The sequence below is a fragment of the Streptomyces sp. CA2R106 genome, from assembly GCF_037034245.1.
Taxonomy (GTDB): domain Bacteria; phylum Actinomycetota; class Actinomycetes; order Streptomycetales; family Streptomycetaceae; genus Actinacidiphila.
In genome coordinates this window covers 115053-140098 of record NZ_JBAGKC010000011.1, presented here as the reverse complement: position 1 = coordinate 140098, position 25046 = coordinate 115053, and the positions used below count along the sequence as shown (strand labels likewise).

Below are 25046 nucleotides of genomic sequence, written 5' to 3'. Positions count from 1 at the left end.
CGTACGGACACGTTATGGCACTGCGTGCCAGACGTAAAGACACTGCGTGCCAGTATTTTTCCTCAAGTGTCGCGCCGACGGCACGGATGAGCAACGCGAACGGCCGCCCGGGAAGCGCCGGGCGGCCGTTGTGCGGGGTCGCAGGGGGTGTGGGTCGTGGGGGGGGAGTCGGCGGTCGCTACGCCTTGCGCAGCGCCTCCTCGATGCTGCGCAGGATCTCCGCCGGCGAGGCGTCCGTACGGGCCACCGCCACCACCACCTCGCCCTGCCGCGAGACGGACGTGGTGGTGCCGGCGCCGGCCCGCGAAGGTATCCGGCCCGCGCCGATCCCCGTGCCGAACGTCGTCTTGATCACGTCGAAGGCGTGGTCGAGCTGCGCCTCCACGTCGCCCTTGCCGTCCGCCCGCAGCCAGCGCCGCAGCACATGGTTGTGGGCCGCGACCACCGCGGAGGCGGCCACCTCCGCCAGCAGCGGGTCGTCGTCGCCGTCGCGGTGCGCCCCCTCGTCGAAGTGGCCCAGCAGGTAACGCGTGAACAGCCGCTCGTACCGGGCCACCGACGCGATCTCCCGCTCCCGCAGGGTCGGCACCTCACGGGTGAGCCGGTAGCGCTCCACCGACATCTCGGGCACGTTCGCGTACATCCGCAGCACCTCGGTGATGCCGCGGCAGACCGTGTCCAACGGGTGCTCGTGCGGGTCGGCGGAGTCCAGCACCGCCTGCACCCGGACCAGGGTGTCGTCGTGGTCCGGGAAGATCGCCTCCTCTTTCGACCGGAAGTGCCGGAAGAACGTACGGCGGGCCACACCCGCGCTCGCGGCGATCTCGTCCACCGTCGTGGCCTCGTAGCCCTGAGTCGCGAACAGCCGCATCGCCGCCGACGCGATGTCCTGCCGCACCCGCTGGCGCTGAGCGGCCGCGCGGCGGCCGCTCGCGCTCTCGGTGGCGGACTTCACACTCTCAGGCATGCGGGGAACGTAACACGTACGGTCGCGGGCGATCGACGGGCCGCCTCCCTGGGCGCCGGGACGTCCTGCGGTCGGCTGTCGACACCGGGTCTACGCGCCCCGAGGCGAGGTGGCGGCGAAAGAACGGCCGTACTCGCGGAAGCCGCGGCCGGTCTTGCGGCCCAGGCAGCCCGCCGAGACGAGGTGCTCCAGCAGGGGGGCCGGGGCCAGCCCCGGGTCGCGGAACTCGTCGTGCAGGACCTGCTCGATCGCCAGGGAGACGTCCAACCCGACCACGTCCAGGAGCTCGAAGGGCCCCATCGGGTAGCCGCCGCCCAGCTTCATCGCCGCGTCGACCGCGTCGACGGTCGCGTAGTGGTCCTGCACCATCTTCACCGCGTTGTTCAGGTACGGGAAGAGCAGCGCGTTGACGATGAAGCCCGCCCGGTCCCCGCAGTCCACCGGGTGCTTGCGCAGCGCCCCGCTCACCTCGTGCGCCGTCGCCACCACGTCCGCCGCGGTCAGCACCGTCCGCACCACCTCCACCAGCTTCATCGCCGGCGCCGGGTTGAAGAAGTGCAGCCCCACCACGTCCTGCGGCCGCGCCGTGGCCCGCGCGATCGCCACCACCGGCAGCGAGGACGTGGTCGTCGCCAGCACCGCGCCCGGCCGGCACACCTTGTCCAGCACCCGGAACAGTTCCTGCTTCACGTACAGGTCCTCGGCGACCGCCTCCACCACCAGGTCGACCCGCGCGAACGCCTCGTACGACCCCGTGGGCGCCACCCGCGCCAGCGCCGCGTCCCGCTGCTGCGCGGTGAGCCGCCCCTTGGCCACCGAGCGCTCCAGCGACCCCGCCAGCCGCGCCGCCGCCCGCTCCGCCTTCTCCCGCGTCCTGGCCGCCAGCACCACGTCGAACCCGGCCTTCGCGAACACCTCGGCGATACCCGTCGCCATGGTGCCCGAGCCCGCCACACCGACCGAGCGGACCGTACGGCCCCGGGCGCCGCCGCCCCGCTCGGGCGGCGTCTCGGCGTCGGCGACGACCGTGCCGGACCCGGGGGAGGCGTAACTGTAGAAGCCGCGCCCGGACTTGCGGCCCAGCAGCCCGGCCGCCGTGAGCTGCCGCAGCACCGGCGCGGGCGCGTGCAGCCGGTCCCGGCTCGCCTCGTACATCGCCTCCAGCACGGTGGTGGCGGTGTCCACCCCGATCAGGTCGAGCAGCGCCAGCGGGCCCATCGGCAGCCCGCAGCCCAGCCGCATCGCCGCGTCGATGTCCTCCCGGGTGGCGTACCGCGCCTCGTACATCGCCGCGGCCTGGTTGAGGTAGCCGAACAGCAGGCCGTCGGCGATGAAGCCCGCGCGGTCGCCGACCGGCACCGGCTCCTTGCCGAGGCTGCGCACCAGCGCGGTCACCGTCCGCGTCGCCTCGGGCGCCGTCAGCACCGTGGAGACCACCTCGACGAGCTTCATCGCCTGCGCGGGGGTGAAGAAGTGCAGGCCCAGCACCCGGTCCGGCCGCCCGGTCTCGGCCGCCAGCCGCGTCACCGACAGCGCGTTGGTGCCGGTCGCGAGGATCGCCTCCGGCTTGGCGATGCGGTCCAGCGCGGTGAACACCTCGCGCTTGACGTCATAGCGCTCGGCGACCACCTCGATCACCAGGTCCGCGGCCGCGGCCGCGCGCAGCTCGGGGAAGGTGCGGAACCGCGCGAGCACGTCGGCCCGTTCGGCCGCGGTCAGCCGGCCGCGCTCGACCTGCCGGGCGGTGCGGGTCTCCAGCGCGGCGACGGCCCGGCGGGCGGCCGCGTCGTCGATGTCGACGCCGACCACCTCGTGGCCGGCGCACGCCAGCACCTCGGCGATGCCGGCACCCATGGTGCCCAGGCCGATCACGGCCACCACGGCGGGCAGGGCGGGCTGCTCGGACGGTTCGGGGCGCGCTGACGGTTCGGGGCGCGCGGACCCGGGCGACACCGCGGCGGCGGGCCGGGCGGAGGGCTTGGCGGACGCCTGGGCGGGGACTGCGGCCGGATCGGCCGCGGACGGGGTGGAGGGACGGTCCATCGCGTGACTCCAGGGATGGCGGGAGCCGCGCCGCGCAGCGCGCGGGCGCACGGCAGGAAGGATGAAGTGGAGTCGCGGGCTTGATCGCGGCCAAGGGCCGGCGCGTGTGCGCCCGCGTGCGTCGGCGGGGCCCTGTCCCGGGGCCACACCGTAAAGTGCCGAACCGACAACGGCGTCCGCCCAGCGCCCGGTTCACCGGTCGCCGGCGGGTCCCTCGACTGTAACCCGCGGGTAACTTGCCCGCCAGTCTTCTGCACAGGTGATGTGCGTTACTCACAGATGAGCGAATATCGATCATCTGTCACGCCGGGTGTCGCGCGCCGGGCGCGCCCCTACGGCAGGGCGCGGGTGTAGCGGGTCTCCTCGACGGGCACGCCGTCGTACAGCTCCGTCATGGTCGCGCCGTCGGGCAGGAAGCCGGCGGCGGCGTAGAAGCGGCGGGCCCGGGTGTTGCCGGTCAGGACCCACAACGACAGCCGGGTGCGGCCGAGTTGGGCCGAGCGCCGGACCACCTCCGCGGTCAGCGCGCGCCCGGCGCCGGTACCGATCCGGTCCGGCCGTACGTACAGCGCGTACAGCTCCCCGGCGGCCGTGCCGGTGTCCTCGCCCCGGTAGGGCCCGAACGAGGCCCAGCCGACGAGCGCGGGCGTGCCGTCGCCGGCGGTCTCCTCGGCGACCAGGTTGTGCACGCGGCCGGCGGAGCGGACGAACCACTCGCGGCGCTGCACGGCGTCCGCGACCGGGTCCATCGCGTCGAGGTGGCCGGCGGGTATCAGTCCGGCGTAGGCGTGCCGCCAGCCCAGGACGCGGATCGCCGACACCGCCGGCACGTCCGGCTCGCTCATCTCCCTGACCCGCACCATGCGCCGCATTCTAGGCAGGTCACATCAAGGTGAGCTGCGTGTTTTCCGGCGCCCCCGGACCGGGCGCGCCGGCGGGCGGCTCCGCCGCGCTCCGTGCCGTGGGCGCCGCGGGTGTCCTGGCCGCCTCGGACGCCTCCCCGGGGCCCGCCGGGGGCGCTTCCCCGGCCGCCGCCAGGCCGCGCGCGGCGCCGAGGCGGGCCGGGCCGCAGCCGAACTCCGCCGCGAACTCGTGCACCTGGCGCGTGACCTGCCGCTGGTACCACTTCGGCGCGTACGAGCCGCCCGCGTACAGCGCTTCGTACCGCCGTACGAGGTGGGGGTGGTGGCGCTGGAGCCAGGCGGTGTACCACTCCCGTGCGCCCGGGCGCAGATGCAGCACCAGGGGGGTCACGGAGGTGGCGCCGGCCGCGGCGATCGCCCGTACCGCCGCGCGCAGTTGGCCGGGGGAGTCGCTCAGGAAGGGCAGCACCGGGGCCATCAGCACCCCGGTGGGTATGCCGTTGTCGCTCAGGGTGCGGCAGACCGCCAGCCGCGTCTCCGGGGAAGGCGTGCCCGGTTCCACGCTGCGCCACAGCTCGCCGTCCAGGAAGCCGATCGACAGCGCTATGGACACGTCGGTGACGCTCGCGGCCTGCCGCACCAGTTCGAGGTCGCGCAGGATCAGCGAGCCCTTGGTGAGGATCGAGAAGGGGTTCGCCCGGTCGCGCAGGGCGGTGATGATCCCGGGCATCAGGCGGTAGCGGCCCTCGGCGCGCTGGTAGCAGTCCACGTTGGTGCCCATGGCGACGTGGTCGCCCTGCCAGCGCGGCGCGGCCAGTTCGCGGCGCAGCAGCTCCGGCGCGTTGACCTTCACCACGATCTGCGAGTCGAAGCCGTGCCCGGTGTCCAGGTCGAGGTAGCTGTGCGTCTTGCGGGCGAAGCAGTACACGCAGGCGTGCGAGCAGCCGCGGTACGGGTTGACCGTCCACTCGAACCGCATCCGCGAGGTGCCCGGCACCCGGTTGAGGATCGAGCGGGCGCGCACCTCGTGGAAGGTGATGCCGCGGAATCCCGGGGTGTCGAACGTCCGCGTCGTCACCGCCGAGGTCCCGAAGAGCGCCCCCGCGGAGTCCTCGGCGTTCAGCCCGTCCCAGCGCATCGCGCCCTCCTTCCGTCGTCCGGCCCCCACCGGCGGTCTCGTGGCCGCCCTCCACACCATAATAGAACACAGATTCGATAAGCGAGTGTGGTTGGCTGGTGTGTCGCGCGCCGCAGGTGCGCGCACCACGAACCCCCGATGCCCCAACGGGCATGGACCCGAGGAGAATTCATGGCGCTGGTCGAGGCCACCACGGAGCGGATCGTCGCGGCGGAGCCGGAGCGGGTGTTCGCCGCGCTGGCCGACTACGCCGGCACCCGCGGCCGGGTCCTGCCCGGTCAGTACAGCGAGTACGAAGTCCGCGAGGGCGGCGAGGGCGCGGGCACCGTCGTGCACTGGAAGCTCCAGGCCACCAGCAAGCGGGTCCGCGACTGCCTCTTCGACGTCACCGCCCCCGCGGAGGGCACGCTCGTAGAGACCGACCGCAACTCCTCGATGGTGACCACCTGGACGGTCACCCCGGCCGGCGACGGCAGCAGCAAGGTGGTCAACGCGACCGCCTGGCAGGGTGCCGGCGGCGTCGGCGGCTTCTTCGAGCGGACGTTCGCCCCCAAGGGGCTCAACGCGATCCACGACCAGGTGCTCGCCAACCTCGCCGCCGAGGTGGAGGGCTGACCCCGCCGCGCTCCGCCGCCGCGGAGCAGTAACTCCCGCGGTACTCGCCCGGTTTCGCGACCGTTCACCGATAAGGGTGAATTCGCCGACTTCCTGAGACCACACCGGGTCCGTCCGTCGTTGTCGCCTCATGGCGGGAGACGGTGGCGGAACAGGTGGCACGAGGGGAGTGGCAGTGAGCGGCGGCACACTGATCGAGCGGCAGGGGGAGCCCCGCCCGGGCGGGTTCCTGGGTGAAGTCCTGGGCGGGGCACCGCCGAAGGAGCAGGCGGGGGAGGAGGCGCAGGGCGCGCCGGGCGGTGCGGCCGGCGCTGCGGTGGGCGGGGCGGAGCGCGCGGCTGCCGCGCCGGCCGGCGGCCCGGACGCGGCGCCGGGCGGCCTGTCCCCCCGCCGGCTGCGGCTGGTCTTCCTGGGACTGATGCTCGCCCTGCTGCTGGCGGCTCTCGACCAGATGATCGTGGCGACCGCGCTGCCCAAGATCGTCGGCGAACTGCACGGCCTGGACCGGATGTCCTGGGTCGTGACCGCCTACCTGCTGTCGTCCACCATCGGCCTGCCGATCTACGGCAAGCTCGGCGACCTGCTGGGCCGCAAGAGCGTCTTCCAGTTCGCGATCCTGACCTTCGTGATCGGCTCGGCGCTCGCCGCCTGGTCCCAGACGATGAACGAACTCATCGCCTTCCGCGCGGTCCAGGGCATCGGCGGCGGCGGGCTGATGATCGGCGTGCAGGCGATCATGGCCGACATCGTGCCGCCCCGCGAACGCGGCCGGTACATGGGCCTGATCGGCGCCGCCTTCGGTGTCGCCTCGGTCGCCGGACCGCTGCTGGGCGGCTTCTTCACCGACCACGCCTCCTGGCGCTGGTGCTTCTCGGTCAACGTGCCCTTCGGGCTGGTCACGCTCCTGGTCGTCAGCCTGGTGCTCAAGCTGCCCAAGCCGACCGCCCGGCCCCGGCTCGACGTCATCGGAGCCCTGCTGCTGGCGGCCGGCTCGACCTGCCTGGTGCTGCTGACCACCTGGGGCGGCTCCACCTACGGCTGGCGGTCCAAGGAGATCCTCGGGCTCGGCGCGGGCACCGTCGTGTGCGTGCTGCTCTTCGTGCTCGTGGAGCGGTTCGCCGCGGAGCCGGTCATCCCGCTGCGGCTCTTCCGCGACGGGGTGTTCAACACCTCGGCGCTGATCGGCGCCGTGGTCGGCGTCGCGCTCTTCGGCGCCGCCAGCTACCTGCCGACGTTCCTGCAGATGGTCGACGGCGCCAGCGCCACCGGGTCCGGGCTGCTCATGCTCCCGATGATGCTCGGCGTCGTCGTCGCCTCCATCGGCAGCGGCCAACTCATCAGCCGCACCGGCCGCTACAAGATCTTCCCGCTCGTCGGCAGCGCCCTGTCCGCGATCGGCATGTATCTGCTCTCCCGGCTGGACGCCGGCACCGGCCGCCCCGAGTACAGCGTCTACATGGCGGTCCTGGGCCTGGGCATCGGCCTGATCCTCCCGGTCCTGGTGCTCGCCGTGCAGAACTCGGTGCGGCCCGCCGACATCGGGTCGGCGACCAGCGCCAACAACTACTTCCGGCAGATCGGCGGCTCGGTCGGCGCGGCCGTCTTCGGCACCCTGTTCGCCAACCGCCTCAGCCACCAACTCGCCGCCGACCTGCCGCACGGCGTCAAACTGCCCGACCCCGAGTCGGTCACCCCCCAACTGGTCCGCACCCTGCCCGCGTCCCTGCGCGACGGATACGTGCACGCGTACTCCGACGCCATGCCGCGGATCTTCCTCTACCTGGTGCCGGTCCTCGTCCTCGGCTTCATCATCACCTTCCTGCTCAAGGAGAAACCCCTGGTGACCCAGCACGGCCCCGCCGCTCAGGCGGCGTACGAACCCGGTTACGACCCCGGGTACGACACCCCCTACGAGTCCGGCCACGACCCCCTGTACGGCGCGGGCCCCACGGCCACGACCACCACGGTCAACCCCGGGCCGGTCCCCGACCAGCCGGTGCCCAGCGCCCGGCGCGGCCAGGGCGGCGTGCCCGTCTGCGGCACCGTCCAGCACTCCGACGGCACCACCGTCGGCCGCGCCGCGCTCACCCTCATCGACGGCTCCGGCCGCCAGGTGGGCCGCGGCGCCACCGCCGAGGACGGGCGGTACGCCCTGAGCACCCCCGGAGCCGGCAGCTACGTCCTGATCGCCGCGGCAGGCGGGCACCAGCCGCAGGCCGTCACCGTCGCCGTCGGCGACCACCCGGTCGAGCTCGACGTCGTCCTCGGCGGCGCCGGCCGGCTGGCCGGCACCGTGCACACCGCCGACGGCACCCCCGTGCGCGACGCGATCGTCACCCTCACCGACGTGCGCGGCGACGTCGTCGCCACCTCACGCAGCGGCCGCGAGGGCGTCTACACGCTCACCGAGCTCGTCGCCGGCGAGTACACCCTCGCCGCCAGCGCGCCCGCCTACCGCCCGGCCGCCCTCCCCGTCACCGTCCAGGCATCCCGCGAGACCCGGCAGGACGTCGAACTCGCCGGCGGCGCCTCCCTGCGCGGCATCGTCCGCGCCCCCGGCGGCCGCCTCGTCGAGGACGCCCGCGTCACCCTCCTCGACGCGGCGGGCAACGTCGTGGACTCCGTCACCACCGGCCCCGACGGCCACTTCCGCTTCGTCGACCTCGCGGCCGGCGAGTACACCGTCATCGCCGCCGGCTACCCGCCCGTGGCCACCGTCCTCCAAGTAGCCGGCGGCGGCCGCACCGAACGCGACCTCCAACTCGGCCACGCCGACTAGCCCCTGCGGGCGGCCCGAACCAACCCACCCGGGCCGCCACGTGCTGCCGGTTCCGGGACCACCCGCCGGTGGGACTGCGGTAACCCGCCGTTGCCCTGCCGGCGGGTTTCCGGCTGCCGCCCGGTGGCCTGCTGAGCGCGCAGTTCCCCGCGCCCCTGCCGGTGCGGGCCCTCCGCGGGCGGCTTGAACGAACCCGCCGGGGCCGGCATGTGCGGCCGGTTCCGGGGCCACCCGCCGGTGGGACTGCGGTAACCCGCCGTTGCCCTGCCGGCGGGTTTCCGGCTGCCGCCCGGTGGCCTGCTGAGCGCGCAGTTCCCCGCGCCCCTGCCGGTGCGGGCCCTTCGTGCGGAAGGAGCTGTCACGCGCCCAGGGGCGCGGGGAACTGCGCGACAAGCCCGGACGGACCGTAAGATCCGGGCACCGTGCCGCAGGGGCACCCCGGGCGGGACGGCTCAGCCTCCGGAGGAGGACGTCGGCTTGCGCCCCGTCCCGTCCTCGATCTGCGCCTTGTCGCACTGGGTGCCGCGGATCAGCGCATAGGTCCCGCCGATCTTGTACGTGCCCGCCTTGGGCGCGTACAGCCGCGTCCAGTCGCCGTCCGGCGCCAGGCACCCGCTGTCGTTGTCGGTGGCCCCCTCGATCCCGAGGACGGGCGACCAGGGGATGCGCAGCAGCACCGACCCGCTGTTCGGCATCGTGACGGTCAGCTCGGCCGGCCCGGCCTGGTCCACCACCGCGGGCGGGTCCGCCATCGGGTCCGCCCCGGCGACGGAGTACACCTGCCAGTCCGTGTCGTGCCAGACCTCGGTCATCCACGGCTGCCCCGCGGCCACCAGCTTCGCCTCGGCGACGGCCGCGCCGTCCGGCTGCGCGACGGAGGGCAGCACCACGTAGTTCACGCTCCAGCGCCGCAGCCAGTCCCGGTAGGTGTCCGCGGTGAGCGTGCCGTCGTAGAAGAGCGGGTTGCGCTCCACGTCGGCCTGCCGGTTCCAGCCGCGGGCGAGGTTGACGTAGGGCGAGAGCCCGGAGGCCTCCCAGTGCGACCGCAGGGGCACCACCTCCACGCGGCCCCGGTCGGCGTGCAGGGAGTGCAGCTCGTGGATGAGCGAGGACGCGTGTTGCACCGAGGAGGAGGTCGAGGCGGTGGTGACCTGGTCCACTATCGGCTTGGCGATCTGCCACGACGCGGTCCCGGCGAACGCCAGCCACACCAGCAGCGACCGCTTGGTGCCCCAGGTGCTGGCCATCGCCACGATCAGCAGGATGGTGCCGCCGTACAGCAGCGCGAGCCGCTCGACGTTGCTGCCGATCGGCGAGGGGATGATGAACGTCAGCACCACGCCGAGCGCGTACACCCAGGAGCCCAGGTGGATGGCCTTCCATGCCTTGGGCACCGCGAGCGCGGTCGCCACCGAGACCCCGAACGGGATGATGGCGAAGTACCACTTGAAGGGCTGCACCCCGTAGAACGGGAAGAGCAGCGAGGTCGCCCCGACCACCACCGGGGGAGCCGCGGCCAGGATGTACGCGTCCTTGCGGCGGCCGGTCAGGAACAGCGCCGCGGCCACCACGAGCAGGAAGAGCCCGGCGACCGGGCTGCACATCGTGGCGAAGGCCGCCATCGCGGTGGCCAGCACCAGCCGGGGCGAGCGGCCGCGCGTGGTGCGCTCCCCGGGGTAGAGCGCCAGGGTGGCGACCACCGCGAAGAGCATGCCCAGCGCGAAGGTGACCCGGCCGGAGACGACATCACCCCAAAGAGCGAACGTCGTCCACAGCACCGGCACCAGCGGCCGCTTCACCTGGGACCGCATCAGCAGCGCCGCGGAGAACGTCGCGGTGAGGGTGCCGGCGATCACCCCGGTCATCCGCACCCCGAGCGCGGCCATGATGTACGGCGACAGGATGCTGTACGAGGCCGGGTGCATGCCGCCGTACCAGGACAGGTTGTACGACGCGGAGGGGTGGGCCTTTATGAACTCCGTCCACGCGTACTGGGCGGCCATGTCGCCGGAGTCCTTGGCCAGGTACAGCGCCCACAGCACGTGCAGCACGGCGGCCAGCAAGGTGGCCACGGCCACCGGGTGGCGTAGGTCGACCCGCCGCAGCAGGCCCCTCGGTCCGCGGGCGACAGCGACGCGCGCGGGCTGCCAGGTGGTCACGTGGCCTCTTCCGGTAGCGGGTGCGGAGTGCCCCGGCCGGGTCCCGTCCGGCGGGGCCGGACCCCCGCCGTGACAGGAGTTCGAACACAGACTTTGGACGCTAGCACGCTCGCGACGGTTGCCCTCGTGCGGGCGTGCCCGGTTTCGTACGGTCTCCCGCGGCGGACGCGGGACAAGGCCAACGAATCACGGACCGGCGTGATCCGCCACTGATTTCCCGGTCCTCACGCACGGTGGCCGGCCGGCCGAAGCGGGTGGCCCGCACCCGGCCGCACAGCGCCGCCGAGCGGGTCCCGACGCGTCCGGCAACCGGTGAACAACCGCCGCCGGCGGCCGAGTTCGCGGCGCCGGAGCGGTGGCGGCTGGGTGCGGGAAAGCCGCTGGTCGCGGGGGTGAAACGGGCGATTCCGGAAGGTCGGCGACGGGCCGGCGGGGCCCGTGAATTGGTCCAGTCCACTGACGTTTTCCACAGGGCGGCCAGGGGGCCTGGCACGGGTGTCCGACGGCCGCGTAACGTGACGCTCATGACGAAGATCCTCATCTCGGCGGACATGGAAGGCGCGACCGGCGTGACGTGGCCGGCCGACGTTCTGCCGGGCAGCGAGCAGTGGCAGCGCTGCCGCCATATGTTCACGTCCGACGTCAATGCGGCGATCGCCGGCTTCTTCGACGGCGGCGCCGACGAGGTCCTTGTCAACGAAGCCCATTGGTCCATGCGCAACCTCCTGCTGGAGAAGCTCGACGAGCGCGCCCAGATGCTCACTGGCCGCCACAAGGACCTGTCGATGGTCGAGGGCGTCCAGCACGGCGACGTGGACGGCATCGCCTTCGTCGGCTACCACACCGGCGCCGGCACCGAGGGCGTCCTCGCCCACACCTATCTCGCCAACTCCATCACCGGCGTGTGGGTCAACGGCGAGCAGGCCAGCGAGGGCCGGCTGAACGCCCTCGTGGTGGCGGAGTACGGCGTGCCGGTGGTGCTCGTCACCGGCGACGACCGCACCGGCATCGACGCCCGGGGGTACGCCCCGCAGGCGCACACGGTGGCCGTCAAGGACTACGTCTCGCGGTACGCCGCGGTGTGCCGCCCGCCCGCGCGCACCGCCGCCGACATCCGCGCCGCCGCCGCGTCGGCCGCCGCGCTCGCCGTCAAGCACACCCCGGCCGACGCCGGGCCCTACACGGTGGAGCTGGAGTTCGACGCGGTGCACCTGGCCGGCGCCGCCACCGTGGTCCCCGGTGTCGAGCGCACCGGCGAGCGGCGGGTGTCCTACACCCTGCCGACGATGTACGAGGCGATCCGCGCCTTCAAGGCGGTCACCACTCTCGTTTCGCAGGCCGTGGAGGAGCAGTATGGCTGAGCAGTTTGTCGACCCGCAGGCGCTCGACGAGGTGGTCCGCTTCACCTCCGAGCTGATCCGGATCGACACCACCAACCGCGGCGGCGGGGACGGCAACGAACGCCCCGCCGCGGAGTACGTCGCCGGGCACCTCTCCGACGCCGGGATCGAGCCGCAGATCCTGGAGTCCGCCCCCGGCCGGGCCAATGTGGTCGCCCGCATCCCCGGCACCGACCCGTCCGCCGACGCCCTCCTGGTGCACGGCCACCTCGACGTGGTGCCCGCCGAGGCCGCCGACTGGAGCGTCCACCCCTTCTCCGGCGAGATCCGCGACGGCGTGGTCTGGGGCCGCGGCGCCATCGACATGAAGAACATGGACGCGATGGTGCTGGCCACCGTCCGCGCCTGGGCCCGCGCCGGCCACCGCCCGGCCCGCGACATCGTGCTCGCCTTCACCGCCGACGAGGAGGACAGCGCCGCCTACGGCTCCGGGTTCCTCGCCGACAAGCACGCCGAACTCTTCGAAGGCTGCACCGAGGGCATCAGCGAGTCCGGCGCCTACACCTTCCACGCCGGCGACGGCCTGCGCCTGTACCCGGTCGCCGCCGGCGAACGCGGCACCGCCTGGCTGAAGCTCACCGCCCACGGCAAGGCCGGCCACGGCTCGAAGGTCAACGGAGCCAATGCCGTCACCCGCCTGTCCGCGGCCATCGCTCGGATCGGCGAGCACCGCTGGCCGCTGCGCCTGACCGGCACCGTGCGCGCCGCCCTCCTCGAACTGGCCGCGATCCAGGGCGTGGACATCGACCTGGACCGCGTCACCGACGGGGACGGCGCCACCGACCCCGACAGCATCGACGCCCTGCTCGCCCGGCTCGGCCCGGCCGCCGCCTTCGTGGAGCCGACCGTCCGCAACAGCTCCAACCCGACGGTGCTCCAGGCCGGCTACAAGGTGAACGTGATCCCCGGCACCGCCACCGCCCTCGTCGACGGACGGGTGCTGCCCGGCGGCGAGGAGGAGTTCACCACCACCATGGACCGCCTCACCGGGCCCGGCGTCGACTGGGAGTACCACCACCGCGAGGTCGCCCTCCAGGCGCCCGTCGACTCGCCCACCTTCGCGGCGATGCGCGAGTCCCTGGAGCACTTCGACCCGGGCGCGCACGTGCTGCCGTTCTGCATGTCCGGCGGCACCGACGCCAAGCAGTTCTCCCGCCTGGGCATCGTCGGCTACGGCTTCTCGCCGCTGAAGCTGCCGCCCGGCTTCGACTACAACGCCCTCTTCCACGGCGTGGACGAGCACGTCCCGGTCGAGGCGCTGCACTTCGGCGTCGAGGTGCTGGACCGCTTCCTGCGCCGCACCGGCGCACCCGCCACCACCGCAGGGGAGGGCGCCCGATGACCGCCACAGACCGCGAGGCCGTCGGCTACGGCAGCTGGCCGTCGCCGATCGACGCCGCCACCGCCGCCTCCCACGACGGCAGCCCGGAGTTCGTGGGCGTCGTCGGCGACGAGGTGTGGTGGACCGCGCCCCGGCCCGCCGAGGGCGGCCGGCGCGCGCTGGTCCGCCGCCTGCCCGACGGCACCGAGCAGTGCCCGCTGCCCGCGCCCTGGAACGTCCGCAGCCGCGTCATCGAGTACGGCGGCACCCCCTGGGCCGGCGCGGTCCTCGACGGCTCCGTGCTGATCGTCTTCGCCCACCACGCCGACCAGCGGCTGTACGCCTTCCGCCCGGACGGGCCGGACCGCACCCCCCGCCCGCTCACCCCCCTCTCGCCGGTCGGCGAGGGCCTGCGCTGGGCGGACCTGACGATCAGCCCGGAGCGCGGCGAGGTCTGGGGCGTGCTGGAGGAGTTCACCGGCGACGGCCCGTCCGACGTGCGCCGGGTGCCCGCGGCCGTCCCGCTGGACGGCTCGGCCGCCGAGGACCGCGGCGCGGTCCGCGAACTGGCCGCGGCCGGGCACCGGTTCGTCACCGGGCCGCGGCTGTCGCCCGACGGCAGCCGGGCGGCCTGGCTCGCCTGGGACCACCCGCTGATGCCGTGGGACGGCACCGAGCTGCGGATCGCCGAGGTCGGCGCCGACGGCGTCTTCGGCCCGGCCCGCACCCTGATCGGCGGCCCGCAGGAGTCCGTCCCGCAGGTCGAGTGGGCGCCCGACGGCAGCCTGCTGGCCGCCACGGACCGGACCGGCTGGTGGAACCTGCACCGGATCGACCCGGACAGCGGTGCCGCGGCCGCCCTGTGCCCGCGCGAGGAGGAGTTCGCCGGCGCGCTGTGGAAGCTGGGCCACCGCTGGTTCCTGCCGCTGGACGGCGGCCTGGTCGCGGTGCTGCACGGCGTGGGCGCCCCCCGGCTGGGCCTGCTCGACACCGCCACCGGCGAGGTCGCCGACGCCCCCGGCCCGTGGACGGAGTGGAACCCGACGCTCGCCGCCACCGGCGGCCGGGTGATCGGCATCGCCGCGAGCGCCCGCACCTCCTACGAGGTGGTCGAGCTGGACACCGCCACCGGCCGCACCCAGGTGATCGGCAACGCGCACCACGACACCGTGGACCCCGACTACCTCCCCGAGCCCGTCGCCCGCACCTTCACCGGCCCCGGGGGCCGCGAGGTGCACGCCCACCTCTACCCGCCGCGCCACCCGCAGTTCCGCGCCGAGGGCCCCGGACCGTATGTGATCTGGGTGCACGGCGGGCCGACCAGCCGCGCGGCGATGGTGCTGGACCTGGAGATCGCCTACTTCACCTCGCGCGGCATCGGCGTCGCCGAGGTCAACTACGGCGGCTCCACCGGCCACGGCCGCGCCTACCGCAACCGGCTGCGCGAGCAGTGGGGCGTGGTGGACGTCGAGGACTGCGCGGCGGTCGCCCAGGGACTGGTCGCCGAGGGCGCCGCCGACCCGCGGCGCCTCGCCATCCGCGGCGGCAGCGCCGGCGGCTGGACCAGCGCGGCCGCGCTGACCAGCACCGACACCTACGCCTGCGGCACCGTGATCTACCCGATCCTGGACCTGCTCGGCTGGTCGAAGCAGGGCGGCGAGACCCACGACTTCGAGTCGCAGTACCTGGAGTCGCTGGTCGGCCCGGTCGACGAGGTGCCCGAGCGGTACCGCGAGCGCTCGCCGATCACCCGCAGCGACCGGATCGCGGTGCCCTTCCTGCTGCTCCAGGGGCTCGACGACGTGATCTGCCCGCCGGTGCAGTGCGAGCGGTTCCTCGCCGCAGTCGCCGGGCGCGGCATCCCGCACGCCTACCGCGCCTTCGCCGGGGAGAGCCACGGCTTCCGCCGCCTCGACACCATGGTGACCTGCCTGGAGGCCGAACTGTCCCTGTACGGGCAGGTCTTCGGCTTCACCCCGGACGGGGTGCCGGTCCTGGAGCTGACCACATGACCGAACGACTCAGGCGCGTCGCCGACGCCGTGGGCGTCCCCGTGCCCGCGCTGATCCGCCCGCAGCGGCTCGCCCCGGGCGACCGTATCTCGGTGGTGGCCCCCAGCGGCCCGATACCGGCCGACCGGCTCGACGCGGGCCTGGAGGTGCTGCGCGGCTGGGGCCTGGTGCCGCAGGTGGCCCCGCACGTCCTGGACGGCCACCGCAGCGGCTACCTCGCCGCCGACGACGCGGCCCGGGCGGACGACTTCCAGGACGCCTGGTGCGACCCGGCCACCACCGCGGTGCTCTGCGCCCGCGGCGGCTACGGCGCGCAGCGCATGGTCGACCTGCTCGACTGGGAGGAGTTGCGGGCCGCACCGCCGAAGGCCCTGATCGGGTACAGCGACATCACCGCCCTGCACGAAGCGGTGGCCACCCGGCTGGGCCTGGCCACCGTGCACGGCCCGATGGCCGCGGCGGCCACCTTCCTCGACGACGCCCCGACCCGGGAGGGCCTGCGCCGCACCCTGTTCGAGCCGGAGTCGGTCCAGGTGATGGCCCCCGCCGGGGCCCGCACCCTCGTGCCCGGCCGGGCCGAGGGCGTCACCCTCGGCGGCTGCCTGTCGCTGCTCGCCGCCGACCTGGGCACGCCGTACGCCCGCGCGTCGGCGGCCGGCGGCATCCTGCTGCTGGAGGACGTCGGCGAGGAGCCGTACCGGCTGGACCGCTACCTCACCCAGTTGCTGCGCGCCGGCTGGTTCGAGGGGGTCGCCGGTGTCGTGCTGGGCTCCTGGGCGGAGTGCGGCCCGTACGAGGCGGTGCGCGACCTCGTGGTGGACCTGCTCGGGCCGCTCGGGGTGCCGATCGTCGAGGAGTTCGGCTTCGGTCACTGCGCGTCCACGCTCACGATGCCGCTCGGCGTCCCGGCGGTCCTCGACGCGCCGGCGCCCGCGCCCGGCGACCCGGCGGCGCCCGGCCCGGTCCTGAGCATGGGGGTGCCCGCGCTGGCGTGAGGGCGCACGGCCCGCCCCGGGCGGACCTTGCGTACGGGGGCTGCGGTGGTCGCCGACCGCGGACCGGCGTATCTGCCGTATATCGTCCGGTCACGGCGGGTGCGGGGGCGGGGCTGTGTCCCGGCTGTGCGGGAGCTGTCCGGCGGCGCCGCTACCGGCGGTACGGGCGCTGCCGGACGGGTCCGCGGCGGGCCGCCCCGGGCCCGGTCGGAGGCGGCCGGGCGGCGCGCTCCGGCGCACCGCCCGGGGCACGGCGCGAGCACCCGCAGGACCACGCTGAGCTGCGCGTTCGGCATGCGGCCCGGGTCCCATCCGGTGGGGCGCGAACCCCGGGGCGCGCGCCGGGCGCACCCGGGCACGCATGCGCCCCGTCCCGACGCGGTGCACCCGGCCCCGGGCGCCCGCCTCCGGGTCCGGTCCGGCGACGGGCGTCCCGACCCGGCCCGGGAGCGGCGCCGGTAGCACCGTTGACACCTTCGCGGGGGCGTGACCTACTGACGGAACCGAACTCGAAGCCGTCATGCGGGGTGCGGCTCGGGGGTCCGCGGCAGGGGGTTGCGGTGACGGAAGAGCGCTATCCGACGACGGGCGAAATCACCGAGAGTGCTCGTCGTCTCACGTGGAGATATCAGGGGCTGTGCCGTCTGGCGGAGGTCGGCCGGTCCCGGGCGGGACGCCCGCTCCAGCTGCTGACGGTGGGCCAGGGACCGCGCAACGTCCTGGTGGTGGCCGGACCGCACGCCAACGAGGCCGCGGTGGGCGGCGCCACCAGCCTGAAACTGGCCGAGCGCATCGCCGAGTCCTGCCGCGCCGGCGCCGGCGACGGCAGCACCTGGCACTTCCTGCTGTGCATCGACCCCGACGGCGCGGCCCTCAACGAGCCCTGGCTGACCGGGCCCTACACCCTGCGCCGGCACTACGAGCACTTCTTCCGGCCGTGCGCCGCCGAACAGCCCGAGTGGCTGCCCACCGACGGGGCCGTGCGCTCCGCGGCCCTGCCCGAGACCCGCACCCTGGTCGAACTCCTCGACCGGCTGCGCCCGGTGCTCCAGTGCTCCCTGCACGGCATCGACGTCGGCGGCAGCTTCGTCCAGCTCACCCGGGACGTTCCCGGCGTCCCCGAGCGGATCGCCAAGTCCGCCGCCGAACTCGACATCCCGCTGGAGAGCGGCTCCTCGGACGCCTTCCAGTGGCCCAGCCCGGGCCCCGGCGTCTACGTCATGCCGCCCGCCTCCGCCGCCGGCGACGGCGCCCACTCCACCTGGGCGCACGCCGGGCGGTACGACGGGGTGACCGCGGTCGTCGAGGTGCCCATGTGGGCCTGCGACCGCGCCGCCGACACCACCCCCCACCCCGACGCCGACCGCGCCCTGCGCGTCGCCGGCGCCGCGCTGCGCCGCGACCTGCCGACCGTCGCGCGGCTGCTGGACCGGATCGACCCGCGGCTGGTCGGCGCCGACAGCCCGATGCTGCGCACCGTGCGCGAACTCGTCGGCATCGGCCCGCAGCTCAGCGCCGAGTGGGACCCCGCGGTGCGCCCCGCGGACGCCTGGCCGCTGCCGGAGATGACCACCGCGCGTGTCACCAGCATCGAGGTCTACGCCCAGCGCATCCCGCTGCGCGCGGCCGCGATGCTGCGCCGGATCGCGGCGCTGCCGGCCGTGACGGGCCTGGTCGACTCCTGGTGCGCGGCGTACGAGGCCGCCTACCGGCCGCGCTGGGTGCCGGTCGCGGACCAGGTCGAGCAGCAGGCGCGCAGCGTGATGGCCGTCTACGAAGAGCTGCGGCCGTGAGGCGGCGCGCCCCGGGCAGCGGCCGGGCCGCCGTCACCCGTTCGGAGTAGTTCCCGGCCCGTGCGGCCGCCCCTGCGGTGACCATGGACCGAAGGGGGCGTCCCGCGGACCGGAGGCAGGTGAGCGCGATGAGCGCCGACAGGGCGGACCGGCCCACCCGCGGCCGGTGGCGGGAGGCGATGACGCCGCGCCGGATCGCCGCGCTGGTGCTGGCGGTGCTCGCGCTCGTGTTCATCTTCGAGAACACCCGGGAGGTGCCGATCCGGCTGATCGGGCCCGTGGTGCGGATGCCGCTGTGGTCGGCGCTGCTGATCACCTTCGTCGCGGGCGTCCTGTGCGGGCTGTTCGCCGCCTGGAGCGGCAGGCGCAGCAGGCGGCGCGCCCGGCGGTGACCGCCCGGCGCCGGTCAGCCCGCGAGCGGCTTGCCCAAGTGGACGCTCAGCGGCTCGTCGCGGTAGTGGCCGAAGCCGCCCACCGGGATGTACCCGCACGACGTGTACAGCGCGATCGCCTCGGGCTGCTTCTGCCCGGTCTCCAGCACCATCCGGGTCCGGCCGGCGGCCGCCGCGGTCGCCTCCAGCTCGGCGAGCATCGCGCGGGCGTGGCCCCGCCCGCGCGCGGACCGCACCACGAACATCCGCTTGATCTCCGCGTCACCGGCCGTGAAGCCCTCGGCCGCATCGTCCTGCGCCCGCCAGCCGCCGCTGGCCACGGGCTTGCCGTCGGCGTCGTACCCCAGCAGGTAGAGGCCCCGCGGCGGGTCGAAGTGGTCGGCGGCCATGTGCGTCGCGTCGCCGTCGCCGTACCGCTCCGCGTACTCCAGCTGCACCAGGTCGTTGAGACGTATGGCGTCCGGGTGGTCGAAGCGGGTCGTCCTGATCTCCATGCGGCCATCGTAGGCGGACCCGCCGACAGGTCCGAAAGGGCGGTCTGGTGCTGACAGCGGCGCGGAAAGGCGTGGAAGGCGGGCGCGGGGCGGTGGGATGCTGGGGACGTGAGCCAGAACACCGCGGACAAGCCGCGGATCAGCGTGCGCATCGCCCCTGAACTGCATGTCTTCGTGGCCGCCGGGTACCGGGGGAGCGCCGCGGAGGTGGTGACGGACGGCATGTCCTCGCTCGGGCACGTGGTGGAGTCGCTGGGCATCCCGCTCACCGAGGTGGGCGCCCTGCGCGCCGGCGGCCGCCGGGTGCCGGCCAGACACGTGCCCGCGGCGGGCGAGGAGATCGCGATCGAGGCGGTACGGCGGCCGCAGCAGATCCCCGGCCCGCCGGCCTTCCTCCTCGACGTCCACCTGGGCACGCTGGCCCGCCGGTTGCGGCTGCTCGGCGTCGACGCCGCGTACGAGAACGAGGACATCGGCGACCCGGCCCTCGCCCGCCGCTCCGCGCAGGAGCGGCGCGTGATGCTCTCCCGCGACCGCGGGCTGCTGCGCCGCCGGGAGATCTTCGCGGGCGGCTACGTCTACAGCGACCGCCCGCAGGAGCAACTGAGCGACGTGCTCGGCCGGTTCGCGCCCCCGCTCGCCCCCTGGACCCGCTGCGTGGCCTGCAACGGCCCGCTGGTCGCCGCGGACAAGGACACCGTGCGCGACCGCCTGCGCGACGGCACCCAGAAGTCCTACGACGTCTTCGCCCGCTGCACCGCCTGCGAGCGGGTGTACTGGAAGGGCGCGCACCACGCCCACCTGGAGGCGGTCGTGGAGTGGGCGATGCGGGAGTACGGCCCGGCGCCGGCCGCCCCGGGCCCGGCGGCCTGACCCGCGGCGGGGCGGGTCGATCCGGGGCGGCCCGGATCGACCCGGTCCGACCCAGTCCGACCTGGTCCGGCCCTCGCGGCCCGCGGCGGCGCCGACCCGCGTACAGGCCGGCGGCGCCCCGTTCAGCCGCCGTCCGCCCCCTGCTGCCGCTGCGCCGCCAGCCCGTCCCGTACGGACGCCAGCGCCTCGGCGGCCTCGGGCAGCTCCGCCGCGGTGCAGCGCTCGATCGCCGCGGCGAGGCGGGCGGTGGCCGCGGGCACGTCGCCCAGCGCGTTGCCCTCGATGAGCGCGGCGATCCGCACCGCCTCCGCCCGCGGCTCCTCGCCCGCCCGGCCGCCCTCGGCGTACGCCTCGATCGCCCGCTCCATGGCGGCCAGGGCCTCGTCGTACGCGTCGGCGGCGGCGTAGGCGCGTCCGCGCTGGTAGGCGGTGGCGCCGGTGTGGTACCAGTGCGCGAAGTCCGGCGTGCCGGGCGGGACCTCAGCGCACAGCTCGTCCGCCGCCGCCAGGTGGCCCAGCGCGGCCGGCAGGCCCTCGGCGTCCTCGGCCTCCATCGCGAGGCGGGCGAACTCGCGCATCATGGCGGCCAGCGGGGCCGGCCGCGGGCCGCGCGCGTGGGAGGCGACGGCCCGCTCGTACGCGCCGCGCGCGGCCGCCGGCTGGCCGGACCGCGCCAGGGCCACCGCGGCCTCGCAGGCGACCAGGGTGTGCGTGCCCCGGTCGCCCTCCCAGCCGGCGACGGTGTCCGCGAGGGACACGAACTCGGCCGCCGCCTCCCGCAGTTCGCCGAGCGCGGCGAGCCCGCGGCCCAGGTCCAGCCGGATCTGGGCGAGCAGCCGGCGGTCGATCCCTGCGGTGTCGCCGAGCGTCACCGACTCCAGCACCGCGACCGCGTCGGCCGGGCGGCCCTCGGCGGTCAGCAGGTCGGCCAGCTCGACCCGGACCTGCGCGGCGCTCTGGTCCGCGCCGTCCCGGTCCATCCGGTCCGCCGCCTCCGACAGGTGCCGGATCGCGCTCGCCGCGTCGCCGTCGCGGCCGTAGGCGTGCCCCAACAGCGCGTGCAGCGGCCCCAGGTGCAAGGAGCGGTCGGGCCAGCGCGTCGCGGCCGACAGCGCCCGGTGCAGCAGCGCGACCGCCTCGCCGGGCGCGCCGCCGTGCAGCCGGACCTGGGCGAGCAGCGCCAGCGCCCGCGGGGTGCGCCACAACTGGCCGGCGCCCTCCAGCAGTTCGATCGCGCCGGCCAGCTCCGCCTCTGCCGTTCGGAAGTCGCCCAGCCGCATGGCTACGTCGGCGGCGTACTGCCGGGCGGCCGACGCCCGGGCCGGCACGTCGAGGCGGGCCGCCTCCCCGATCAGCCGCGCCACGGCGGCGTCGAACGCGGCCCGCGCGGCCTCGCCCGGCGCCGGCAGCTCGTCGATCACCTGGCGCCGCCGGGTCATGGCCTCGCACTGGAGGACCGCGAGGTAGCGGTCCGGTTTGATGCGTTCCTCGGCCAACAGGTCAGCTGCGAGCCGCAGTTCGGCGTCGAGTTCGGCGCGTGCGGCAGCCGGGCCGGGCAGGCCGGACACGGCGCCGGCGCCAGACGCAGCGGGGGCCTCGGCGGCGTCTGCGGTATCGGCGGTTTCGGCGGCATCGGCGGCATCGGCGGTTTCGGTGGTGCCGGCCGGGGCCGACGGGTCGGCCGCCGCGAACACCGCGACCGCGGCCCTGGCCCGCGCCGTCACCGCCCGCCCGGACAGCCCCGCCGCCTCGTACAGCTCCGCCGCGCGCAGCAACTCCGCGCGGGCCCGCGCCCACTGCTCCCGGTCGAGGCCGTCGAACCCGGCGTGCTCGGCGAGTTCGGCGGTCAGCACCTGCTCCGGGCCGAGCGCGGCCTCGTCATGGACGTACCCCGGCTCGGCCGCCCGGGCCCCGATCCGGTCCCACAGCGGGTCCGCGTCGGGCCGGCCGTCCGCCGCCAACGCCCTGACATGCAGCACCAGTTCGGCGAAGTCCGCGGGGACCGCCCCGGCGGGTGCGCCCTCCGTGCGGGCCGCGCCGCCGGGAGTCGTACTGCCGGGCTCCGTGCCCCCGGACGCCCCCGCCGCCCCTGCCGACGGAGCCAGCGGCGCCGCCGCCCGCACCCCCAGCGCCAGTGGCTCGTCCAGCAGCGGGCGCCGCGCCAGCCGCTCCCGCCGCCGCGCGCCGACCGCCGCCGTGCCGTTCCGCCGGTCGAACGCCGCCGCCAGCGGCTCCGCCTCCTGCCGGACATGCGCCAGCAGCGCGTCCACCGTCCAGGCGCGGCCGGGCGGACCGGCCACCGCCAGCGCGCCGTGGCCCTGCGCGGCGAGCCGCGCGAGCAGCACCTCCACACCCGTCAGCCAGTTCAGCCGGTCCAGCGGCGAGCCCACCACGTCGAACATCGACCGGTTCTCGGCGAGCAGCTCCAGCCCGCGCGCCTCGTTGCGGGTCAGCGCGCAGAACTCCAGGTGCAGGCCGAGCGCGTAGGGCATGTCCGGCTTGCCGCGGGCGAAGCGGTAGCCCACCAGGTGGTGCGAGCGCGCCTCGTCCAGCCGCCCGGCGCGCAGCAGCGGCAGCAGCGCGTGCGCCATGCTGACGTACGGCTCCTCCATGCAGGTCTGGCCGCCGGCCAGTACGGGCTGCCACTCCCGCAGCGCACGCTCCTCGTCACCCGATGCCAGGTGGTACAGCGCCCGGTGCCGGGTCTCGCACGCCTCGCAGTCGCTCAGGTCGGTCCGCGGCCGGGTCGCCCACAGGTCGTACGCCTCGTCGAGACCCGCGCCGGTGTGCTCGGCGATGTGGTAGCGCATCGCCAGCACCGGCTGGAGGCCGTGCCCGGCGGCCTGGTAGCGGGCCCGCATCTCCTCGGTCCACCGCTCCACCGCCGCCAGCGGCACGTCCGGCACCTGGAGCAGCGCGGTCGTCACCCACTTGTAGCGCCAGTAGAGCTGGTGCTCCTCCCAGTCGCTGAAGTCGGCCGGGTGCTCGTCCCACATCCGCACCAGCCGCGCGAAGACGACCGGCGACTTCCGCTCCTCGCCCGCCCACGTGTACGCGGACATCAGCTCGAACAGCGCGGTCACCAGGGCGCCGCGGTCCGCCAGTTGCCCGGCCGCCTCGGCCAGTTCCTCCGCGCGCAGCGTGCGCTGCCGCCCGAAGGGCCGCTCGTTGTTCTCCCGCAGCGCGTCGAAGACGGCCTCCGAGGTCTCCAGCATCACCGCTCCTCGTGCATCGCGTGGTCCAGCAGGCCGATGAAGGCCCGGTTCAGCAGGGCGCTCTCCGAGGCGCGCAGCGGCCGCCGGGACAGCAGCAGCGCCTGCCCGTAGAGCGCTTCGACCGCGGTGGTCGCCAGGCCCGGCTCGCTGATCGAGGCGGCCCTGCGCACCAGCGGGTTGAGGTGGTTGAGCACGAGCTGCGCGCGCGGCGCCTCGGCCCGCAGCGAGCCGAGGATGTCCGCCCACAGCCCGTCCGCCTGCCCCGCCAGCTCGCCGCGCGCCCGCTCGTGCCGGGCCTCGCGGTTGTCCAGCAGCAGCGAGGGCGCGCTCACCGGGTGGAAGGCCCGCAGCACCACGTCGCAGTCGAACTGCGCCACCACCTCGCGCGCGGTGTGCAGGAAGGCCGCCGCCGCCAGCTCCGCCGAAGGGTCCACCGCGTCCAGGTGCGCGGTGACCGTCGCCGGGTCGAGGTCGACCACCGACGTGCCCGGCCGCACCTCCGGCAGCCGGTGCACCAGGTCCCGGTCGTACGCGTACCCGCCGTTGACCACGCCGAGCCCGGCCGCGGCCGCGATCGGCGCCACCTGGCGGAACTCCTCCACGGTCTGCGTGACCAGCACGGCGGGGTGGCTGCGGGCGAACTCGTCGAGCGTCACCTGCCCGTCGGTCGTCTCGAACGGCAGCCACGGCAGCAGCAGCCGCAGCAGCGCGTCGTCGTAGCGCGCCAGCGCCTTGACCGCGAGGTGGTGCACCGCGATGAACCGGTGCAGCAGCGCCGGGTCGCTCGCCGATATCCCGGTCAGCCAGTCCCGGATACGCGTCCCGAGCGCGTCCCTGATCGCCGCCAGCGTCTCGTCCTCGTACAGCGCCTCGCGCGAGGCGGTGGGCCGCAGGCTGTCGGCGTCGACCACGCACCGTACGAAGAACGCCCACTCCGGGAGGAGTTCGGGTGCCTGGTCCGACAGCAGCATGCCCTTCAGGTGCACCCGGTGCCCGGCCTGCCGCGACGGGTGCACCGAGGTGGGCAGCACGTATGCGACCCCGCGCAGGCCGACCACCGGCAGGTCCAGCTCGATGCTGTCCAGCGGCACGAAGTCGAACACCGTCCGGCAGTGGTCGGCGAGCGCCTGCCGGCGGGCCGACACCGACGGGTGGGACGCCTGCCACGGCGGCGGGGTGCCGTTGATCCGGACCGCTGAGCCGCGCTCGTCGGCCACCGTGACCTCGTGGCGCAGCAGGCTGCCGTAGTGCCGGGCCAGCGCCACGACCCGGTCGTGGGAGGTCCACTCCGCGGCGTCGGCGCGCGGCACCAGCGTCACGGTGGTGCCCGGCTCCGGCAGTTCGGCGGCGGGCAGCAGGCTGATCGTGTAGCGGCCGTCTGACCTGCCGCGCCACTGGACCGCGGGCGCCGCCGGGTCGGCGGCCGACCGGGTCCGTACGGTGATCTCGTCGGCGACCACGAAGCAGGCGAGCAGGCCGATGCCGAACTGCCCGATGAAGTCGTTGCGGGCCGCGGCGAGTTGGTCGCCGTCCAGCGGCCCGGCGGCGGTGCGCTTGGAGCTGCGGCCGATCGTGGCGAGGAAGCGGTGCACGTCCGCCTCGGTCAGCCCGATGCCGGTGTCGGTGACGGTCAGGCGCCCGTCGCCGGCCCGCACGCTGATCCGCGCAGGCGCCGCCGCGTCCGCCGCCTGGCGCGCGGTGATCGCGTCGACCGCGTTCTGCAGCAGCTCGCGCAGGTACACCCGGGGGCTGGAGTAGAGGTGGTGGGAGAGCAGGTCCACCAGGCCGCGCAGGTCGACCTGGAAGGTGTGGGTGGTCTGTGCGTCGTCGGACACCGAGGAGCCTTGTCGTCAAAGGGGTCGGGCGGGATACGTCGGGCGGGGTGCGGGGTGCCCGGTACGGGATGCGTCAGGCGGGAGCGGAGCGCGGGGGAGCGGTGGCGCGGGCGCGGAACGGCCGCGGTGGCGGCGCTCGGGCCGCGTGCGGG

At 74.9% G+C, this 25046-nt stretch carries 17 protein-coding genes; 9 read left to right on the top strand and 8 right to left on the bottom strand.

Annotated elements, in window-relative coordinates:
- Positions 1–178: 178 nt before the first annotated feature.
- The 4 genes from WA788_RS18820 to WA788_RS18805 form a co-directional block, all read right to left on the bottom strand.
- Complete coding sequence (locus WA788_RS18820; protein WP_335978747.1) at positions 179–967, bottom strand: TetR family transcriptional regulator; 789 nt, start codon at positions 965–967, stop codon at positions 179–181.
- A 90-nt stretch (positions 968–1057) separates the two neighbouring features.
- A complete protein-coding gene (locus tag WA788_RS18815; protein ID WP_335978745.1) occupies positions 1058–3010 on the bottom strand; it encodes a 3-hydroxyacyl-CoA dehydrogenase family protein in 1953 nt (650 codons plus the stop codon).
- Positions 3011–3342: 332 nt separating this feature from the next.
- Positions 3343–3873: a GNAT family N-acetyltransferase gene (locus WA788_RS18810; RefSeq protein ID WP_335978744.1), complete on the bottom strand. Its 531-nt coding sequence runs from the start codon at positions 3871–3873 to the stop codon at positions 3343–3345.
- Between the two features lie 19 nt (positions 3874–3892).
- A complete protein-coding gene (locus tag WA788_RS18805; RefSeq protein WP_335978741.1) occupies positions 3893–5011 on the bottom strand; it encodes an Rv2578c family radical SAM protein in 1119 nt (372 codons plus the stop codon).
- Positions 5012–5182: 171 nt separating this feature from the next.
- On the opposite strand from WA788_RS18805, the gene WA788_RS18800 reads away from it, so the two are divergent.
- Positions 5183–5626 carry an SRPBCC family protein gene (locus WA788_RS18800; protein WP_335978739.1) on the top strand — a complete coding sequence of 148 codons (444 nt, stop codon included), beginning with the start codon at positions 5183–5185 and terminating at the stop codon, positions 5624–5626.
- A gap of 130 nt (positions 5627–5756) precedes the next feature.
- Positions 5757–8405, top strand: coding sequence for an MFS transporter (locus WA788_RS18795; protein WP_443034060.1), 2649 nt, complete (start codon positions 5757–5759; stop codon positions 8403–8405).
- Positions 8406–8857: 452 nt separating this feature from the next.
- On the opposite strand, the gene WA788_RS18790 is transcribed toward WA788_RS18795, so the two are convergent.
- Positions 8858–10564, bottom strand: coding sequence for an MFS transporter (locus WA788_RS18790; protein WP_335978737.1), 1707 nt, complete (start codon positions 10562–10564; stop codon positions 8858–8860).
- Positions 10565–11088: 524 nt separating this feature from the next.
- Here WA788_RS18790 and WA788_RS18785 point away from each other — a divergent pair.
- The 6 genes from WA788_RS18785 (at position 11089) to WA788_RS18760 (ending at position 18477) form a co-directional block, all read left to right on the top strand.
- Entirely contained in the window at positions 11089–11925 is an 837-nt protein-coding gene (locus WA788_RS18785; protein WP_335978735.1) for a M55 family metallopeptidase, read from the top strand.
- On the top strand, positions 11918–13306 hold the full coding sequence (locus WA788_RS18780; RefSeq protein ID WP_335978733.1) for a M20/M25/M40 family metallo-hydrolase: 1389 nt from the start codon (positions 11918–11920) through the stop codon (positions 13304–13306). The genes WA788_RS18785 and WA788_RS18780 overlap by 8 nt, the downstream gene beginning before the upstream one ends.
- On the top strand, positions 13303–15297 hold the full coding sequence (locus WA788_RS18775; RefSeq protein ID WP_335978731.1) for a prolyl oligopeptidase family serine peptidase: 1995 nt from the start codon (positions 13303–13305) through the stop codon (positions 15295–15297). The genes WA788_RS18780 and WA788_RS18775 overlap by 4 nt, the downstream gene beginning before the upstream one ends.
- Positions 15294–16292, top strand: a complete 999-nt coding sequence (locus tag WA788_RS18770) for a S66 peptidase family protein (protein WP_335978729.1) — start codon at positions 15294–15296, stop codon at positions 16290–16292. Before WA788_RS18775 ends, WA788_RS18770 begins: the two co-directional genes overlap by 4 nt.
- A 527-nt stretch (positions 16293–16819) precedes the next feature.
- On the top strand, positions 16820–18085 hold the full coding sequence (locus WA788_RS18765) for a M14 family zinc carboxypeptidase (RefSeq protein WP_335978727.1): 1266 nt from the start codon (positions 16820–16822) through the stop codon (positions 18083–18085).
- A gap of 128 nt (positions 18086–18213) precedes the next feature.
- Positions 18214–18477: a LapA family protein gene (locus tag WA788_RS18760; protein WP_335978725.1), complete on the top strand. Its 264-nt coding sequence runs from the start codon at positions 18214–18216 to the stop codon at positions 18475–18477.
- Between the two features lie 14 nt (positions 18478–18491).
- Here the strand turns inward: WA788_RS18760 and WA788_RS18755 are convergent, their stop codons facing one another.
- Positions 18492–18971: a GNAT family N-acetyltransferase gene (locus WA788_RS18755; RefSeq protein ID WP_335978724.1), complete on the bottom strand. Its 480-nt coding sequence runs from the start codon at positions 18969–18971 to the stop codon at positions 18492–18494.
- Positions 18972–19079: 108 nt separating this feature from the next.
- On the opposite strand from WA788_RS18755, the gene WA788_RS18750 reads away from it, so the two are divergent.
- A complete protein-coding gene (locus tag WA788_RS18750) occupies positions 19080–19844 on the top strand; it encodes a Mut7-C RNAse domain-containing protein (RefSeq protein WP_335978723.1) in 765 nt (254 codons plus the stop codon).
- A 122-nt stretch (positions 19845–19966) separates the two neighbouring features.
- Here the strand turns inward: WA788_RS18750 and WA788_RS18745 are convergent, their stop codons facing one another.
- On the bottom strand, positions 19967–23059 hold the full coding sequence (locus tag WA788_RS18745) for a hypothetical protein (RefSeq protein WP_335978721.1): 3093 nt from the start codon (positions 23057–23059) through the stop codon (positions 19967–19969).
- Positions 23059–24894, bottom strand: coding sequence for an HSP90 family protein (locus WA788_RS18740; protein ID WP_335978720.1), 1836 nt, complete (start codon positions 24892–24894; stop codon positions 23059–23061). Before WA788_RS18740 ends, WA788_RS18745 begins: the two co-directional genes overlap by 1 nt.
- Positions 24895–25046 lie beyond the last annotated feature (152 nt).

Excerpts from the sequence above, each read along its gene's own strand:
- WA788_RS18755 (WP_335978724.1), bottom strand. The coding sequence starts at position 18,971 with ATGGAGATCAGGACGACCCGCTTCGACCACCCGGACGCCATACGTCTC.
- WA788_RS18820 (WP_335978747.1), bottom strand. The coding sequence starts at position 967 with ATGCCTGAGAGTGTGAAGTCCGCCACCGAGAGCGCGAGCGGCCGCCGC.
- WA788_RS18775 (WP_335978731.1), top strand. The coding sequence starts at position 13,303 with ATGACCGCCACAGACCGCGAGGCCGTCGGCTACGGCAGCTGGCCGTCG.
- WA788_RS18770 (WP_335978729.1), top strand. The coding sequence starts at position 15,294 with ATGACCGAACGACTCAGGCGCGTCGCCGACGCCGTGGGCGTCCCCGTG.
- WA788_RS18805 (WP_335978741.1), bottom strand. The coding sequence starts at position 5,011 with ATGCGCTGGGACGGGCTGAACGCCGAGGACTCCGCGGGGGCGCTCTTC.
- WA788_RS18760 (WP_335978725.1), top strand. The coding sequence starts at position 18,214 with ATGAGCGCCGACAGGGCGGACCGGCCCACCCGCGGCCGGTGGCGGGAG.
- WA788_RS18780 (WP_335978733.1), top strand. The coding sequence starts at position 11,918 with ATGGCTGAGCAGTTTGTCGACCCGCAGGCGCTCGACGAGGTGGTCCGC.
- WA788_RS18795 (WP_443034060.1), top strand. The coding sequence starts at position 5,757 with ATGGCGGGAGACGGTGGCGGAACAGGTGGCACGAGGGGAGTGGCAGTG.
- WA788_RS18815 (WP_335978745.1), bottom strand. The coding sequence starts at position 3,010 with ATGGACCGTCCCTCCACCCCGTCCGCGGCCGATCCGGCCGCAGTCCCC.
- WA788_RS18800 (WP_335978739.1), top strand. The coding sequence starts at position 5,183 with ATGGCGCTGGTCGAGGCCACCACGGAGCGGATCGTCGCGGCGGAGCCG.
- WA788_RS18745 (WP_335978721.1), bottom strand. The coding sequence starts at position 23,059 with ATGCTGGAGACCTCGGAGGCCGTCTTCGACGCGCTGCGGGAGAACAAC.
- WA788_RS18785 (WP_335978735.1), top strand. The coding sequence starts at position 11,089 with ATGACGAAGATCCTCATCTCGGCGGACATGGAAGGCGCGACCGGCGTG.
- WA788_RS18810 (WP_335978744.1), bottom strand. The coding sequence starts at position 3,873 with ATGGTGCGGGTCAGGGAGATGAGCGAGCCGGACGTGCCGGCGGTGTCG.